We start from the raw sequence: 15,859 nt of genomic DNA, 5'->3' as shown, positions 1-15,859 counted from the left end.
AATCGGAACCCGGAGCCGCCGGCGCGGCTTCGGGTTTTTTTCCTCAATAGAGCACGCTTGCCAGCTTGCGCCGATACTCGGCCACGAGCGGGTCATCTCCCAGCAGCTCGAACACGGAAAGCAGCGTCTTGCGCGCTGCCTCGTCGTTCCAGCGTCGGTCGCGACGAATCATCTCCAGCAATTCATCCATTCCTTGCGCATAGTGCCCCGCTGCCACCAGATGTTTGGCAAGCCGCAGTCGCGCTTCCATGTCGTAGGGGTTGCGGGCGAGGCGCTCGCGTAGCGCCATTTCGTCTTCCGCCGCCGCGCGGGCGAATTCGAGTCGCGTGATGAGCCGTTTGGTCGCCTCGTCGAGTCGCCCAGGCGTAGAGATGGCATCGAGCTGCGCTTGGGCCTCTTCGAGTCGGCCGAGCTCGATCAGCACCTCTGCCAACGCGCGTTTGACTTCATCGTCCTCTGGTGCGAGTGCCGCTGCGGCTTCCAGGCGCTGCAGGGCGGCAGCCAAGTCGCCGCGTCCGCGTAGCTGCGCTGCCTCGCGCAGTAGATCGTCGGCTGGCGAGGGGAGCAGTCGCTCGATGAATTCTCGTACCGCCCGCTCCGGCATCGCTCCGGTGAATTCGTCGACCAGTTCGCCATGGCGAAACGCCTTGACGTTGGGTATGCCGCGCACGCCGTAGCGAGCGGCGAGCGCCGGGTTCTCGTCTGAATTCACCTTGGCGAGCAGGAAACGGCCACCGTATTCCTCGGACAGCTTTTCCAGGATGGGCTTGAGTACCCGACAGGGGCCACACCATGGCGCCCAGAAGTCGACCAAGACGGGAACCTCGTGTGAGCGTTCGAGTACGAGAGCGGGAAAAGTACGTTCGTCGACGTCGAAAGAAAATTGACTCATCGTTTCCTTTCCTGATGTTCGACAAAGGATGACAGGGAGAGCTCATTGAGCGCCGGATATGCCCATATGAGGATGAAACCTGGCTGCGACAAGGATGAAAACGAATGCAAAGCACAGAGCACGCCCAGCTCCATCATAGTCCAAAAACCTTGGAATCCGCCAGGCAACACGAGGGTGCGCAGGGCGTCGACCAAATCCGAAAATCGCCGCTACGGTGTCGCCGGAGAGCCTCGGATCGACACCCAGCACCAATGCCCAGCCGGGGGCGAGGCTGAACAAGAATCGTGTTTGCGCAACACCGCTTTTGCAGCGGCATAATGTGTGTTCCGTTCGGCTGACTACCCCATGACCGCGCCCGCCTGGCTTGCCCCGCTCCTCACCCGCAAGATGCTGGTCTGCGTCTTCACCGGCTTTGCCTCGGGGCTGCCGCTCTACCTGCTCGTCAATCTGCTGCCCGCTTGGCTGCGCAGCGAAGGCGTCGATCTCACGACCATCGGCTTCTTCGCCCTGATCCAGTTTCCCTATACCTGGAAATTCCTCTGGTCGCCCCTGCTCGACCGTTTCGCACCACCGCTCGGCCGGCGGCGCGGCTGGATGCTGATCACCCAGATCGGCCTCTTGTTTTGCATCGGCGGCCTGGGCGGTTTCGATCCGCGGACGCACATTTTCGCTATTTCCTGCCTCGCCGCGCTGGTGGCGCTCTGTTCCGCCACTCAGGATGTGGCGCTCGATGCCTTTCGCCGCGAACTGCTCGCCGAGGCGGAATTGGGCTTGGGCAATGCCGTGCATGTCAATGCCTACCGGCTCGCCGGCCTCGTTCCCGGTTCGCTGTCGCTGATCCTCGCCGACCACCTGCCATGGAATGTGGTCTTCTGGATCACGGCGCTGTTCGTGCTGCCGGGCATGGCGATGGCGCTCTTCATCCGCGAACCGGCCATCGTCGACCGGCCGCACACCCTGCGGGCGGCCTGCATCGAACCCTGGCAGGAATTCATCGGCCGACGCGGCTGGCGCGATGCGTTGTGGATCCTGGCTTTCCTGTTCTTCTACAAGCTGGGCGACTCGCTTGCCACCGCCTTGTCGACGCCGTTTTACCTGGACATGGGCTACGGCAAGACCGACATCGGCCTGATCGCCAAGCACGCCGGTCTGTGGCCAGCCATTCTCGGCGGCTTGGCGGGCGGGCTGTGGATGGCACGCATCGGTATCGATCGCGCCCTGTGGCTCTTCGGCCTGGTGCAGATGCTCACCATCCTCGGTTTTGCCTGGCTCGCCTGGCTCGGCCCTTTTGCGCACATCGGCACCTTCGAGCGCGCCGCGCTCGCCGGCGTGATCTCCGCCGAATACCTGGGCGTGGGCCTGGGCACGGCGGCCTTTACCGCCTTCATCGCACGCGCCACCCATCCGGCCTACACCGCCACGCAGTTCGCGCTCTTCACGAGCCTTGCCGCCGTGCCGCGCACCGTGGTCAATGCCTTTGCCGGCGTACTCGCCGAGCACCTGGGTTGGGTGAGTTTCTTCTTCTGCTGCGTGGCGCTGGCCGTGCCGGGGATGCTCTTGCTCGGGAGGGTCGCGCCTTGGCGTCGTTGTTCCCCGGCTTCGGCGCGACGAGGCGGAAGCGATTGCCCCATCATCGGGTGGAAAAACGGGGAATGAGCATCACGGAAAACTTATCCGGACCAACGCAGGCGGAACCGCCCCAGCCCGAACGCAGTGCGCTTGCCCAGGTGCAGGCGTTCAGCGTGCCTGAGCAGAGGCAGCAGGGTGCGCAGGCTTTCGCGGGGGCCATGCACTTCGAGGGGGCCGAGCAGTCCGCCGAGCGGATGACTGCGCCCTTGGCTGCGACTGTAGCGGTGCAGGTCGACGGGGAAGAGGCCGCGTGCGTCGATCGTGATCGCCTGCCAGAGGGTAGGGTCGGCGGTGAGGGTAGATAGGCGCTCGCCGCTGAGCTGATCCCATTGCTGCAGCCGGCGCACGAGCAGGCGGGCGAGGTCGGCCGGACGTAGCCGTTTGGCATCGGCAACCACCGAGCCGTGCTGCTCGACACGCAGGGGGGTGTCGAATTCGAGTACGAGGCGCTCGCCGATCGTTTCCTCCGGCAGTTCCCTTGCCGGAGGCAAGAGTGTTCGCTCGATCGGCCCGTTCGCCTGGCAGCCGCTGCACAGGCGGGGGTGGTTACCCCAGGCCCGGCGCAGCGCCCGCTCGATGATGTCGGCGTGGGGAATCGCCGGTGGCAGCAAGGTGAGGGCAAAAACGATCGGTTCTTGCACCGATCGGGGGGCATAGGGGGGTGGCTCCACCACGTAGGCTGGAATGCCGTCGCGCAGGGAGGGGTGTAGGGGAGCGGGGGGAGCTTCGGGATCGAAGACCACGCCATAAGCACAGCGCCGGCGCACCGGGCAACCTTCACAGGAAGGCGCTGCCGTGAGGCAGGAGAGCCGCCGCAAGGCTTGGCCGAAAGCACCGCGCAGCTCATTGCCGAGAAATCGGCCGCGGGGGGGCTGGACGAGCCGCACGGGCACGCGCAGGTGGAGCATTGGGCTCATTGTTGGGTTGGTGGAGCGAGTTTGTCGAGTTCGAGCTTCTTGCGGATGTCCTTGAGAGAGATATCCGCAAGGCGGGGAAGGTAGGTTTCGATTGCTTGCCGGGCAGCGGCGCGATCCTCGGGGCTCCACTCGGGGGCCAGAGCGTCCTTGGCGAGTTTCTGGGCTTCTTGGTAGTCTGGTTGCCCGATCTTGCTCTTGGGGCGAGGGGAACGCGCCAGTTCCTTCTCGGCGTAGTCGATGAAGGCTTGGATACGTTGGCGCTGGGGTGACAAGGATTCTATTTCGGCTTGCTTGCGCGCCGCTTCTCTGGTGGCTTGCTCTTGGGCGTAGTGTTTGGCTTCGGCGGCAGGGTCCCGCTGCATCGCGCCGTAGCCCACGGAGGTTTTGGCGCCGAAACCGAGCCAGTCGAAGGCGTGCGCGAAGGCGACTTCCAGGAGTGCCTGCCACCGCGCCTTGCCTTCGCCATCGACGGCGAGCAGCGAGGGGGCGTCAGGACGGGGCTCGCGGGTGAGCCGAGCGAGGTGTGCGGTGTGGCAGCGTAGGCGAAAGACGAAGCGTGCGCCCGGGGCGAGCGTGAGAAAGGGGATGGGAATGGGGTCGGCGCATTCGTGCGGGGGTTCGCCATCTTGGTAGTAATGGGATTGGTGCGGCGTCATGATCTCGACGAGGAGGGAATTCCCTTCGATGAGCGGAACCACGTCCCAGAAGTCGAGTGCTCCGCGAACGTGTTCACCGTCCCCTGCGGCGGGTTCGCGGCCGAAGAGCACGTCGATCACGGACAGGGAGAGGTTTCGTGATTTCAGCGTGAAGGAAGGCCGATCCAGTCCAAACCAGGGGGTGTCCTCGCCCCAGTCGCCGCGGGCGAGCTCTTGTGCTGCCCGGCGCAACACGCCTTTGACGCCACTGCCGGCCAGGTAGGGAATGCCGTAGGGGAAGAGGAAGGCGAACCCGTTCTCCAGCGGATGCTCGTTGCCCAGCCCCGTGGTGAAGGGGGCGGTGGACACGGCTTCGAGCCGCAGACGGGACGAGTCGGGCAGGGTGGAGGCTAGCGCATCGAATCGCTGGTTGATGGCCTCCATCACCTCGCCCTCGCCGGCGCTCAGCCGTGTGACCTGCCGCCAAGCATCGCGCGCGGCGGCATCGTTCTTGTTCCAACGGTCGGTCCAGATCGGGAGATAGAGGCCGAAGCGCAGGCCGGAAGAAGCCTGACTGAAATCCTGCCCCAGATAACGGGGGACGGCGGCAAGAGGCATGATCAGTCTCCTTGCTGGGCGCTTGCCATCTGGCGCAGCCACTTCAGCCAGGCCAAGGACTCGGTGGTGATTCGTTGGAAGTCGCGGGGCGAGGCTTCGAAGAACGCTTGCATGCAGTTTTCGAAATCGCGGGGAGTACGGAGATGGTCATGGAGCCAGTCGCGCAAATGCATGGCCAGCTGCTCGTGCGCGCCTCCTTTCTGGTGCAAGAAGGCGAGCGTCTGCATCAGCCCGGAATTCATGATGAGGGCGGGCAGACCCTTGGCGACGTTGACGTAGTCCTTGCCATGTTGCTGGATCCCTTCCTGGGCTTTTTGCCAGGCATGGCGCGCGCGCCGTTGTTCGAGCGTCTCTTTCATCGTGATCCCTCCTGCCGTTGGTCGAGCACGCGGGCGAGCACCAGGCCGCGGCCGGTGGTGGCATCTCCGCCGATTTGCAGCAGGCGGCCATCGAGCGCGGTGCGCAGTTGTTCCATCACGTCGTCGGCTCCGAGCTCTTCGCCGCCGGTGCGGGTGCGGCTCGCGAGCACCGGCGCGAGCAGCAGGCTCTCGGGGGGGAGGTTTTCGGTGTAGAAGAGTCCGCCGTCGGACGCGGTGCCGGTGTCATCGTCGATGCGCACGTGGGTCTCCACCAGGGTGGCATTCTCGGCGAAGTAGGCGAAATCACCGTCTTCGAGGACCACGAGGTGACGGGCGAGTTTGTTGCGGAAAAAAGTGTACGGATCCGGGGAGCCGCCGGCTGGTGGCAAGGCATCGGTCGCGAGCGCCGTGCCCAGTTCGGCGAGTTTCTCATTGATCCGGGCGTCGTACTCGAAGGCTTCGAGGTGTAGTTTGTCGCCGGAGAGCAGCGCCGGGTCGGCGAGCAGGCATTGACCTTCTGCGAGATCCGGCAGCTCGGGCCAGGTGGGGGTGAGACCGAGCAGGCTCAGCAGACGGCGGGCTCGGGCGAGGGCGGTGGGACAGGTGGCGTAGACGTAACCGCTTTTGTGCGAGCGCACGGGGAATGCCACCAGTTGGGCATCGCCGAAGCTCACCGCGCCGGCGTGCAGTGCATTGCTGCCGGCCTCGGGGCCAAAAAGGGCGGTGAGGTGCGTCTCGATCGCCGAGGTCTCGGTGGCGAGCGCTTTCCAAGCATGGCGTACCGCCCCTTTGAGGCCGGAACCGGCAACGCAGGGGTGGTTGGTGTGGCGTTCGCGCTGGATGGGGTTGTCGATGACGCCGACGGCTTGCCCGGCGCCCATATGGACGGGGCTGACGGCGTAGAGGAAGAGGGCGGCATGGCGTTCGAACATGGTGCGGTCCTTGGTCGGGTCAATCGTTCCACAGGGCAAAGGCGATACGGTTGTAACCTTCGGCGCGGCGGGGATCTCCATCGTACTGCGCCTCATCCCATAGTCCTTGCGCGACAAGCTTGGCGTAGGATTCAGGGGGGATGCCTGCGTCGAGCTCGAGCCACCAGACGCTGCCCGTGGGGACGCTGCGCAGGGCGGTCTTGGGGCGCCAGCGGGCAAGATCCCATCCGGAGACGACCTGTCCGCGAGGCAGCGCCGCGGCGACGATCCAGCCCTGCAGGCCATGCAGGGCAAAACGCACGGCGCCGTCGTTGCGGCGTTCGGCAGGATCGGCTCCGGTGGGAAGCCAGCCGTGGGGAAAGAGCCCGGGGGTGGTGAGTACCAGACGGCAGCGCCGTGCTTGCTGCATCTGGTCAGGATCGGGTTGCGGCAGCGGATCGACGGAAACCGCTTCGGCAATGGCGGCGCGGCCATCTCCGCCCAGACGCAGGGACAGGCGCTCGGGGAATGCCGCCCCTTCGGTTTCGGCGAGGTAACCGACTTCGCGGCCGTCGTGGCGCGGAGCGAGCGCTTGCAGCGAGAAGAGCTTGCCATCGGCTGCGGCGCGGCGCCGTTCGTCGAGCCCGATGCCGACGCGCTCGTCCAGGCGCCACAGCGCCTCGTCGGAGACCAGATGCTGCGGCGGGATCGACTCGCCGCGTACGTAGGCAGCCCAGCCGGTTTCATCGAGCCAGTAGCCGCTCTCGGGCTTGATGCGCCGGGTCTCGGCCAGTACCGCCACGCGCGGCAGGGGAGTGCTGGTGGCAAGCTTGGGGTACAGGCTCACGGGGCGAAGCTTGCGTACGACGAGTTCCTGACCGTGGCGCTGCACCACGAGATCGGCAGGCAGGGGCAGGAGTCGTTCGAGGTGCGTTCCTTTGCGCCAGGCAGGGGTCCAGCCGCGTAGGGTGAAGCGGCCGGGGCAATCGGGCGTGCCGAGTTCCGGGTCGGGTTCCGTCCACCCGTCGCGCGGCGTCGGCTTCAAATCCTTGCGCACGAGCAGGGCCGAGCGCAGCGCCCCGGATGCCACCGAGGGCCAGGGCAGACGTTGGGTCTGGCCGTAGCTGCCGGGGTCGCCGAAGCTCTGGTTGCCACGAAAGTGCAGGACATCGAGGGCCCGAAGGAAAAAAGCGCTCATACGACCTCCTGAGGCGAATGGGCGTGGATCGGAGTGCCCGCGGGCGTTCGTGCCCGTACTTGACGGGCGAGGAATTCGGCCACTGCGAGGTAGTTGGCGAGCCAGTTGCCTGCCTCGCCTGGGCAGATCGTGGCGAGGTGGGTGATCCCTTCAGCCAACTCGTTCGCTCGGGCTCGCCAAGCCGGACCGGACTGACGGACGAACTGGTAGGCGAGCAGGGCGCGGAACATGTGCGGTTCGGCGCGCGGGTCGGGGAGATCGGCGAGCCAGGTGAGTGTGTGATAGACCGCCCGCCGTGAGACGTCTTCGTGGGCGAGAAAATCGCGCAGGGCGAGGAGCAGGGCGAGGGGCTCGCCCCAAGGGGCGATGAAGCGCAGCGCGCCGCCCGAGCGCTTGAGAATGGAGAGAGAAAACGCGTTGCGGCCGCCCTCGGTCTTGGCGCGCCGCTCGGCCGACCTCAGCTCGCGCAGCACCGCCGACAGGGGGGCCTGGTGATGGGCGATGACCACCCCACAGGAGGCCGTGGCGCGCTCGCCCATCATGCGCATGAGACGACCGCGTAACCAGGCGAAACCGTTCTTGCAGTGTAACCCGGCCGGGTCTTTGGCGAGGTCGCCCCAGTCCATGTCGGCGTCTTCCGGCAGAGTGCCGCTATAGGCATGGCGCAAACGCTGGGCGCAGGAAAGCACATCGGCCACTGGCAGCATGGCAAGCACGTCGTCGCCGCCGGCATAAAGAATGCGGCCCAGGTGTTCTTCCTCGACGACGTGGCGCGCCACCGTCTGGGCGAAATCGCCGAGCGCGGCGGAAATGGCGAGGTGCCGGCCGGGTGAGACGGGCCGCCGTTGCTTGCCGTAGCGCTCGAGCGCGGGATGCTGGCTTGCGCGTGCGTCGAAGGCTTGTCGTACTTGGGGATGGAAACTCTCGCGAAAGGGGATGGCGGTGCCGGCTTCGGCCTCGCCGGAGAGAATCGCGCCCATGCGATCCCCGTCCATCAGCAGGAGGGCGTAGTAGGTTTCGAGCGGGGCCTCGTTTCCGTCTTCAGCCAGCACCCGTCGCAGCAGGCGCTCGCGTTCGGCCGCTTCCTTGGCCGCGGCCTCGTCGTTTGCCTCGTCCTCGAGCCCTTCGAGCAGGGCGGGCAGCAACCCGGCCAAAGGAAATGCTTCATTTTTGCCATAGCGACGGGCGAGACGGCGCGGCAAGGCCACGGCTTCGAGATTGCGACGCCGTTCGATGTCGGTGCGCAGGGCTGGATCGATTTTGCCGCCGGCTTCGAGCCAGCGCTCGAGCTGATGCGCGAGCGCCATGGTGTGGGTGGTGACGACGAAGCGCGCCGGCACATGATGCAGCACGTCCTCGACTTCCTCGGCAAAGCGGGTCGGCCACAGGCGCTTGATGGTCCCGAGTGCTCCGAGCCGTTCGTTCCTTTTGGCCCAGGAGGGTTTGCGCTGTGCGACTCGAGCCCACAGGGAAGTGTCGTTTTGCCGATCGGAGAGCTCTTCCTTGCGCAGTGCCAGCGGTTCGGACTCGCCCGTGAGCGAATCACGCCAGCCTCTTTGTTCCAGCTGATCGAATGCGCGCAGGGATTTGGTCGCGGCCAACGCCCGTTCGCCGAGCTCATAGAAAGCGGGGTAGAGCGCGCCGGGATTGGGCGCAAAGAACGTGAGTTTTCCTCGGTCACTGGTGAGCTCGATGCCGCCGGACAAAAGCCGCCAGGCGTCGGAAGCGAGAAAGCCGGCGGGTTCTTCGGGCGTCGTCCCGTAGAAAGGAGCCATGGCCTCCTGCAACTCGCGAGTGTCGAGGTCGCGTTGACGCTCGGGGTCGCGGCAGTGCACGAGCGAAAAGGGGACCGCCGACCAGTGCACTTCGGGAAAGCCTTTGAGCTGATCGCGAACCTGGGCGTAGGCGTGGGCTTGGAATTCCTGGCGGACGGCGCCGGTCGCTTTCTCACCGATGGCTTCGAGCAGCCGGTCTACGCTCGCCAAGCCTTGTTCGAGCAGCCAGGCGCGCGCCGCATCGCGGCAACGTTCGGCCAGTTCCCGGGCCTTGGAAGCCGGCACCAGGGCGACGAATCGGTTGGGCAGCGCCGCGGCGAAGAGAGGATTGGCGTCGGTAGCGCCTTGCCGCCATTCGCAATGCTCGAAGAGCGAAGCGGGCAGCCCTTCGTTTTGGATCAGCCAGCGATCGACCAGCGCGATGCCACGCAAGCGAGGAAAGAGGATGGCATCGGGCCCGAGCGCCTCGCAGAGGGGACGCATCGCTTCCCAGGACAAGCGCGAGAGCAGGTGCGAACCGGCCCACAGGTCGTCCATCTTGCGCGCGGCGGCAATGAACTCCTGCACCGGTCCCAGGGAAAAGGAGAGTAGCGCCGGCGTTCCATCGGGGTCGCTGGCAAAAGCGCCGGCAAAGGCGCTGGTGAGATCGAGATGATCCCAGATGGTGTGATCGGGTATGCGCGTGTCGGCCGGCAGCATGCCCCACAACGGTCCCACCCGGTGATTGTCCTCCGCATCCGAATTGGTGACGTCGAGCTCCGGGCCGAAACGCCAGAAAGCGAGCAGGATTTTCTTCCAATCGGGCGCGTCCGCTTCCTTGGCGCCGAGCGTGACGAGCAGGCTCGAGAAGTGATCGAAGGCACGTTGCTTGAACGCCTCGATCTCGGTCGTCACAAGACTGCCCAAGTCGAGGGGCGCGCCGCTCAAGGGGTGGATCAGGATGGGCTTTTTGGTCCAATGGACCTGCGCCCAGGAAGCCACGGCCAAGGTTTTGCGTTTTCCGTCTTTCGTTGGTACTTCGATTTCGTCGAGGGGCCACTGCGGCCGGTCGGCGGCCGCAGCCCACCAGTCGGCACGGCGGATCAGCTCGTAGGTGGAAGGCTCGAGTGCACGGCGCAGGACCGTGCGCGTCAGGGCGGCGTCTTCCAGATCCTGCGGCGAGGGGGCGAGCCCCGTGAGGCGGGCAAGCGCCAGCGAAGTGCCATTCTCGTGTCCGGCCGGGTCGCGCAGCAGCACGAGCGCTTTTTCGGCGGGGTCGTGGATACGGGCCGCGAGTTTGGTTTCCCAGATCTTGTCGTCGTTCATGGGTTACTCCTTCACGCGCTGCAGGCGGAGGCGCTCGAGAGTGGGCTTGAGCGCCGAGCGGCGCTGCTGGTCCTGGATCGAGGCATAGGTGCGCTTGCCTGGTTCCCGCGATAACTCGTCCAGCAGTTCATATACGCGCTGCCAAACGCCTTCGATGGCCTTGCGACTGGGCTGAAACTGTGGCGGCGGCAAACAGGGAACGTGGAAGATCGTGCCGACGAGTTTGCCGTTTGGCAGCGCACGGATCTTGAAATGCAGGGTGTTGGGCAGACGGCTGCTCTTACCCCACGACTGAACCGAGTGATTCGTTACGGGATAGCTCAGCCAATGACGATCTTCAGGGGCAGGGGCGTTCCTGCCGGTTGTAAAAACGAATTGTGTGCGCAGTCCGATCTTGATCTGTGCCAAGGTCTGCATGAGCGCTTGCCAATTTTCATGCGGTTGAGTCTGCCAGATCAAGGGGCCTCTATCATCTGTGCCAATGGCATGGGGCCAATCTCGGTCCAAGCAATCTTTCCATGGCCGCAGAGGCAGACTTACTGTCAGCAGGCTAGTGTCGCTCTCCGGTATGAGTACGAAAGAGCCCCAACCGTTGCGGCTGCGCCCGCCAACCGTACCGAATCGATGCATCAGCGCAAGCGCCCGTTCAATGCCCGGCGCCGCATCCTGCGGTACGGCGAGCGCAAAGCCCGCCGATTCGCCCGCCTGGAGAGCGGCGTTGGCTTTGAGCGTCGTTGCGCGGCGATCCTTATCGTAGATAAGCGGCCCGAATCCTTGATAAAGCGCACTGCCGACTGGTATCGCTCGTCCTTGAGGATTTTGAACCTCTGGGTGAAACACCGTGCCGTCCGACGGCCATGAGTTTTTCTTCAATTTCCCTTCATCCCACCGATCCAGCCGCAAGCGCACCAGACTCTTGCGCGCCGTCGTCGTCACCCATCGACCGTCGCGCATGAACCTATCGTCCTTCAACCAGGCATGGCCGAACAATAATCCTTCTTCACGTCGCATCGCTCTGATGTCGTTGGAAAAACCATGCTCGGCCGCCCATTGCACCCGCCACCATTGCCGCAGCAGATGTTTGAAAGGGGGCGTGCGCCAGCGGGCACTTTGCTCAGCATCACCCAGGAAAGCCGGGGTGAGCAGGCGCACGGTGAATCGGTGTTGTGTCATCTTCGTCATGTCGGGCTCCAGAAAGACGAAGCAATCATAAACGGCGGCGTCGAGGGAAAGGAGGATGGCAAGCTTGTCAGGGATTCGCTTGGGTGAGGCGCTGGATTTCGGCCTGGAGACGCTGCCCCAGCCGTTCGGGGTCGGCCAGAAAGTTTTTGACCCAGTCAAAGGAGGGAGGAACGCCGTGCGCCATGGCGTTGCGCAGATTTTTCAGGGTCCAGTAGGCTTGTTTTTTCCACTCGGGATGCTCGCCTTGGCGCAGTTCGTTTTGCAGGAGTTCATCGGCCGCGGTGCGATCCTGGTAGTTGTAAGGATCGCGCCCCAGTTCGAGGCATTGCAGGGTGATGGTGGCTTCCAGCCCCAGGATCGCCGCCCGCAGGTAGTCGCGCCGGGCGAGCGCCCGCAGGGCGAGCAGACGCTGCTGCTCGGCGAGGCTTCTTCCTTGTGCCCATTGCAGCCGTTCGCGCAGGCGATCACGGAAGAGCTCGGAGGCGCCCTTGAGCGGGGTGTCCAAGGCTTGCAGAACGGTTCGCAGTTGCTGCGCGGCCGGGGGGATTTGGGTGGTGCGTTCGAAGAACGCTGCCCTGACGAGACAGCGTGCCTTGTCGGCAGGAAAACCATCGGCCTCCAGGAGCGGAGCGAAAACCCCATAATCGCCGCTCGCGTCGAAATGCGCCAGCGCCTTTACCCAGCGCGCAATGGCGAGCAAGCCGTCCAGGCGCAGCACCGGGGTGAGACCTCCTTCGCTCATGTCGAAGGCGCCGTAGTACACGGCCGAGATCGTGGCATCGCGCGTGGATTCGAGAAACTGGGCCGCGGTAAGCGCCAGCATCCCCAGGTGACGATAACCGTGCGTGACGTCGAAATGCAATACTTCCTTGCGTGATACCCACAGGGCGAGGCGCTGAAGGATGACCTGTTGTTCGTCGAGGTCGCGCGCCGCTGGGATCACCGAAAGCTGCACCGGCCGGCCGAGCGCACGTTCGATCATCGGGTGAACCCGATCGAGCAATGCATCATCGACCGTGCCGCGCTGCACCTGCTCGATCAGTTCGAGTCGCAAGGATTCTTCTTCCCCTTCGGCGGCGTGATGCTCCACCAAAACGTCCCACATGCTCGAACTCGTACCCAGTACAATCAGGCGTTCGACCTCGAGCCAGCGCGCCAGAGCCAAGCCGAGATAGGGGGTTTGCGCGGTGCTGCCATCGGGGAGACGGTAGGTGGCCTGACGGTAGCCCTTTTGCGGGTCGAGGGCAGATTTGCCGAGAAAGGTGACGAGGCTCGTCATGGGCGTTTCCCTTCTTCGAGGATGACGATCTGCTGCGGCTCGAGCCGCAACTGGAATTGGGCGTTGCGCCGCCGTCCCTCCAAGGTTTCGAAGAGATAGGGTTCGGCCCGGCGCAGCCCCAGCTCACGCTGTAGGCGGTGCTTCAGGGCACTCTTGCGCTCGTCGATGAAGGTGGGCTCCATGCCTTCTTTCAGGCGATGGTGGGTGGACGTGTCGCGGTCGTCCGGGTCGGTGCGCAGGCGCTCGTATTCGCGCAGGTATTCCTGCGCATCGAGCAGGGCGGCTTCGCTGCCCGCCTTGCGGCGGATCGGCCGTCCGGCGAGCCGACGCCGCGCTGCCCACAGCAAAAAGGCGAAATCGGCGGGTTTCAGAGCAATGCGCTGTCCGGCGGCCACGATCGTGTGGGTTTCCGGTTCGAGCACGAGGCGGGTGGGCGCCAGCCGTTCTTGGACATTGCGCACTGCGTCGCTGAACCGGGTTCCGGGACGGAAGAGGCGCTCTTCGGGCAGCTCGTCGCGCAGGCGCACGAAAGGGATGTCCCCCAGCCAGACCGTCGCATCTGCGGCGTCGATCATCTCGCTGGCGCTGCCGGGGCGCGGGATCGGGTTGGAATAGGGCGTGGGGTAGAAGAAATGCGGGCTCGACTCGTAGGGCGCCGAGACGAGTACGTGGCTCAGCCGATCTTGGTCGCGTCCGAAAAGGCTCATCGCGTAGCCGAGGAAGAAACCCATCGTCTTGCGCCCGCCGGCGATCGACGCATGGATCTGGCTCGACGGGTCGGCCGTGAGCAGGCGCACGCGCTCGACGATGGTGTCTGCCGTGAGCGCATTGTCCGTGTCGTCGCGAATGTCATCGAGCGGGGTGCCGTCGGGCCGTTCGATCAGATGGATGTGCGATTCGTCGAAAGCGATTTCCGGCAGTTGGTAGTCGGCGCGCAGGCGATGGAACCAACCGGTCTTGGGATGAAGCAACTGCAAGCGGGCGTTGTCGGCCCCGCGTGTGGTCGTGATGATGCGGATCTCGGTCGGTATCCAGCGCGGCGAGGATTTTACCGCCAGCGCATAGAGCGTTTCAGTGACGATCTGCGGCGACAGACCGGTGACCGCCAACAGAATGCGGCGGGGGAACTCGGTCAGCGGATCGGTTGGTTCCTGGGGCATGACAGATGGGCCGTAATGAGTGACGAACGAATTTTGGCATAGTCCGGGAGAATTGCGCCGGTCGACAAGCTTGTCGTTCGGAAAAAATTGCACAGAGCTGCCCAGCTTCAACCAGTAAGGTCTCATCACCTGTGCTCCGGGTGCATCCTATCGCACTCGGTTGTGGTGGTTTTGGGGCGATCCCCTATATATCGGGGCTATCTTTCAGGCTCCTCGGGATGCGTTACAGCCCGTAACGGATAAAGTCTTAATCCCCTATATCTCGGGGCTATCTTTCAGGCGTAGGCAGACGGCGAGATTCAGACTGGATTCCGTCTTAATCCCCTATATCTCGGGGCTATCTTTCAGGCGAGGGCAGGGAAGTTACCTATGACGACTTCCTGAGTCTTAATCCCCTATATCTCGGGGCTATCTTTCAGGCGAGGGCAGGGAAGTTACCTATGACGACTTCCTGAGTCTTAATCCCCTATATCTCGGGGCTATCTTTCAGGCAGTACGTGCAAGCAATGCACGAACAGCGGCTAAAGGTCTTAATCCCCTATATCTCGGGGCTATCTTTCAGGCGACACGCTCCGGGAGGCTTACACCTGGCTGACCAGCGTCTTAATCCCCTATATCTCGGGGCTATCTTTCAGGCGAAGCGCCGGTGAAGGTTTGCGACAACTGCGGCGAGTCTTAATCCCCTATATCTCGGGGCTATCTTTCAGGCAAACCTTGGATAGGGAGGAAGAGGAAAATGAAATGTCTTAATCCCCTATATCTCGGGGCTATCTTTCAGGCGAAAAACTTGCGGCGTTCTTGCCGCAAGACAAGTTGTCTTAATCCCCTATATCTCGGGGCTATCTTTCAGGCTCATTGATTCGATGAAAGACAAAAACATTTTTGTCATGTCTTAATCCCCTATATCTCGGGGCTATCTTTCAGGCCGATTATGTTCGACTATCCTCGCCTGAATGAGGCGTCTTAATCCCCTATATCTCGGGGCTATCTTTCAGGCGCACGCCGGCACCAGCAAGATCGAGTCGGAAACGCTGTCTTAATCCCCTATATCTCGGGGCTATCTTTCAGGCGCGCGCCCCTGACCATCGTCGGGAAGAGCGATCTTGTCTTAATCCCCTATATCTCGGGGCTATCTTTCAGGCACGAAGATGAATGGCGATGCAGTGGTAATCAAGTTCGTCTTAATCCCCTATATCTCGGGGCTATCTTTCAGGCATCACCCACGAGGAATTCCTTGCCGCCGCCCTGCCGTCTTAATCCCCTATATCTCGGGGCTATCTTTCAGGCGCCGCCATTAGGGCGGCATTGAAGCTGACATAAGAGTCTTAATCCCCTATATCTCGGGGCTATCTTTCAGGCAGGGTAAAACAAACCAAAAAAAAATCGTAAGCCATTGTCTTAATCCCCTATATCTCGGGGCTATCTTTCAGGCATCACCCACGAGGAGTTCATTTCGGCCGCCCTGCCGTCTTAATCCCCTATATCTCGGGGCTATCTTTCAGGCTCGGCCGCCCTGCCGGAGTGGACGGAAGAAGGGAAGTCTTAATCCCCTATATCTCGGGGCTATCTTTCAGGCTCAAGGAGGCGGGGAGCTATATCTTCGTCGAGTTGTCTTAATCCCCTATATCTCGGGGCTATCTTTCAGGCTTCTGGCGCAGGTCGCGTTGCGAAGCTGCGCGTCGTCTTAATCCCCTATATCTCGGGGCTATCTTTCAGGCTCACTAAGGAGCAACAATCATGACTGAGAAAACGTCTTAATCCCCTATATCTCGGGGCTATCTTTCAGGCGCAGTTCATTTCGGCCGCCCTACCTGAATGGGTAGAGTCTTAATCCCCTATATCTCGGGGCTATCTTTCAGGCGTCGTTATGCCTTTGAATAATTGCCCTGGACTCGCTGTCTTAATCCCCTATATCTCGGGGCTATCTTTCAGGCTGCGCCCGGTCGAGGCCCTGGGCAAGGGCCGAGCGTCTTAATCCCCTATATCTCGGGGCTATCTT

11 protein-coding genes and 1 CRISPR repeat array (1 of these 12 only partly in view) are annotated in these 15,859 nt (G+C 63.2%); of the genes, 1 reads left to right on the top strand and 10 read right to left on the bottom strand.

Annotated features, from left to right (window positions below):
• Window positions 1-43 precede the first annotated feature (43 nt).
• On the bottom strand, window positions 44-892 hold the full coding sequence (locus EPD81_RS06795) for a co-chaperone YbbN (RefSeq protein WP_142804706.1): 849 nt from the start codon (window positions 890-892) through the stop codon (window positions 44-46).
• A gap of 345 nt (window positions 893-1,237) precedes the next feature.
• Here EPD81_RS06795 and EPD81_RS06790 point away from each other — a divergent pair, with 345 nt between their 5' ends.
• Window positions 1,238-2,548, top strand: coding sequence for an AmpG family muropeptide MFS transporter (locus tag EPD81_RS06790; protein WP_142804705.1), 1,311 nt, complete (start codon window positions 1,238-1,240; stop codon window positions 2,546-2,548).
• Between the two features lie 14 nt (window positions 2,549-2,562).
• On the opposite strand, the gene cas6 is transcribed toward EPD81_RS06790, so the two are convergent.
• The 9 genes from cas6 to csm6 all read right to left on the bottom strand — a co-directional run bounded on the left by cas6 (window position 2,563) and on the right by csm6 (window position 13,860).
• Window positions 2,563-3,438: a CRISPR system precrRNA processing endoribonuclease RAMP protein Cas6 gene (cas6, locus tag EPD81_RS06785; RefSeq protein ID WP_142804704.1), complete on the bottom strand. Its 876-nt coding sequence runs from the start codon at window positions 3,436-3,438 to the stop codon at window positions 2,563-2,565.
• The gene (gene cmr6 / locus EPD81_RS06780) at window positions 3,435-4,691 is read right to left on the bottom strand and encodes a type III-B CRISPR module RAMP protein Cmr6 (RefSeq protein WP_142804703.1); all 1,257 of its coding nucleotides are present in this window, start codon (window positions 4,689-4,691) and stop codon (window positions 3,435-3,437) included. Before cmr6 ends, cas6 begins: the two co-directional genes overlap by 4 nt.
• 2 nt (window positions 4,692-4,693) lie before the next feature.
• Window positions 4,694-5,050, bottom strand: a complete 357-nt coding sequence (cmr5, locus tag EPD81_RS06775) for a type III-B CRISPR module-associated protein Cmr5 (protein WP_142804702.1) — start codon at window positions 5,048-5,050, stop codon at window positions 4,694-4,696.
• Complete coding sequence (cmr4, locus tag EPD81_RS06770) at window positions 5,047-5,982, bottom strand: type III-B CRISPR module RAMP protein Cmr4 (RefSeq protein WP_142804701.1); 936 nt, start codon at window positions 5,980-5,982, stop codon at window positions 5,047-5,049. The genes cmr5 and cmr4 overlap by 4 nt, the downstream gene beginning before the upstream one ends.
• Window positions 5,983-6,001: 19 nt before the next feature.
• Window positions 6,002-7,159, bottom strand: a complete 1,158-nt coding sequence (locus tag EPD81_RS06765; RefSeq protein ID WP_142804700.1) for a type III-B CRISPR module-associated Cmr3 family protein — start codon at window positions 7,157-7,159, stop codon at window positions 6,002-6,004.
• On the bottom strand, window positions 7,156-10,239 hold the full coding sequence (cas10, locus tag EPD81_RS06760) for a type III-B CRISPR-associated protein Cas10/Cmr2 (RefSeq protein ID WP_142804699.1): 3,084 nt from the start codon (window positions 10,237-10,239) through the stop codon (window positions 7,156-7,158). The genes EPD81_RS06765 and cas10 overlap by 4 nt, the downstream gene beginning before the upstream one ends.
• Before the next feature lie 3 nt (window positions 10,240-10,242).
• A complete protein-coding gene (locus tag EPD81_RS06755; RefSeq protein WP_142804698.1) occupies window positions 10,243-11,421 on the bottom strand; it encodes a hypothetical protein in 1,179 nt (392 codons plus the stop codon).
• A 67-nt stretch (window positions 11,422-11,488) separates the two neighbouring features.
• Window positions 11,489-12,700 carry a TIGR02221 family CRISPR-associated protein gene (gene csx2 / locus EPD81_RS06750; RefSeq protein ID WP_142804697.1) on the bottom strand — a complete coding sequence of 404 codons (1,212 nt, stop codon included), beginning with the start codon at window positions 12,698-12,700 and terminating at the stop codon, window positions 11,489-11,491.
• The gene (gene csm6, locus EPD81_RS06745; RefSeq protein WP_142804696.1) at window positions 12,697-13,860 is read right to left on the bottom strand and encodes a CRISPR-associated ring nuclease Csm6; all 1,164 of its coding nucleotides are present in this window, start codon (window positions 13,858-13,860) and stop codon (window positions 12,697-12,699) included. The genes csx2 and csm6 overlap by 4 nt, the downstream gene beginning before the upstream one ends.
• A 173-nt stretch (window positions 13,861-14,033) precedes the next feature.
• Window positions 14,034-15,859: direct repeats of the CRISPR family, unit length 37 nt; unit sequence GTCTTAATCCCCTATATCTCGGGGCTATCTTTCAGGC (it continues 1,081 nt past the right edge of the window).

The organism is Tepidiphilus sp. J10 (assembly GCF_006980785.1).
GTDB classification, from domain to species: Bacteria; Pseudomonadota; Gammaproteobacteria; order Burkholderiales; family Rhodocyclaceae; genus Tepidiphilus; species Tepidiphilus olei.
This window is presented reverse-complemented; position numbering and strand designations above follow the sequence as displayed.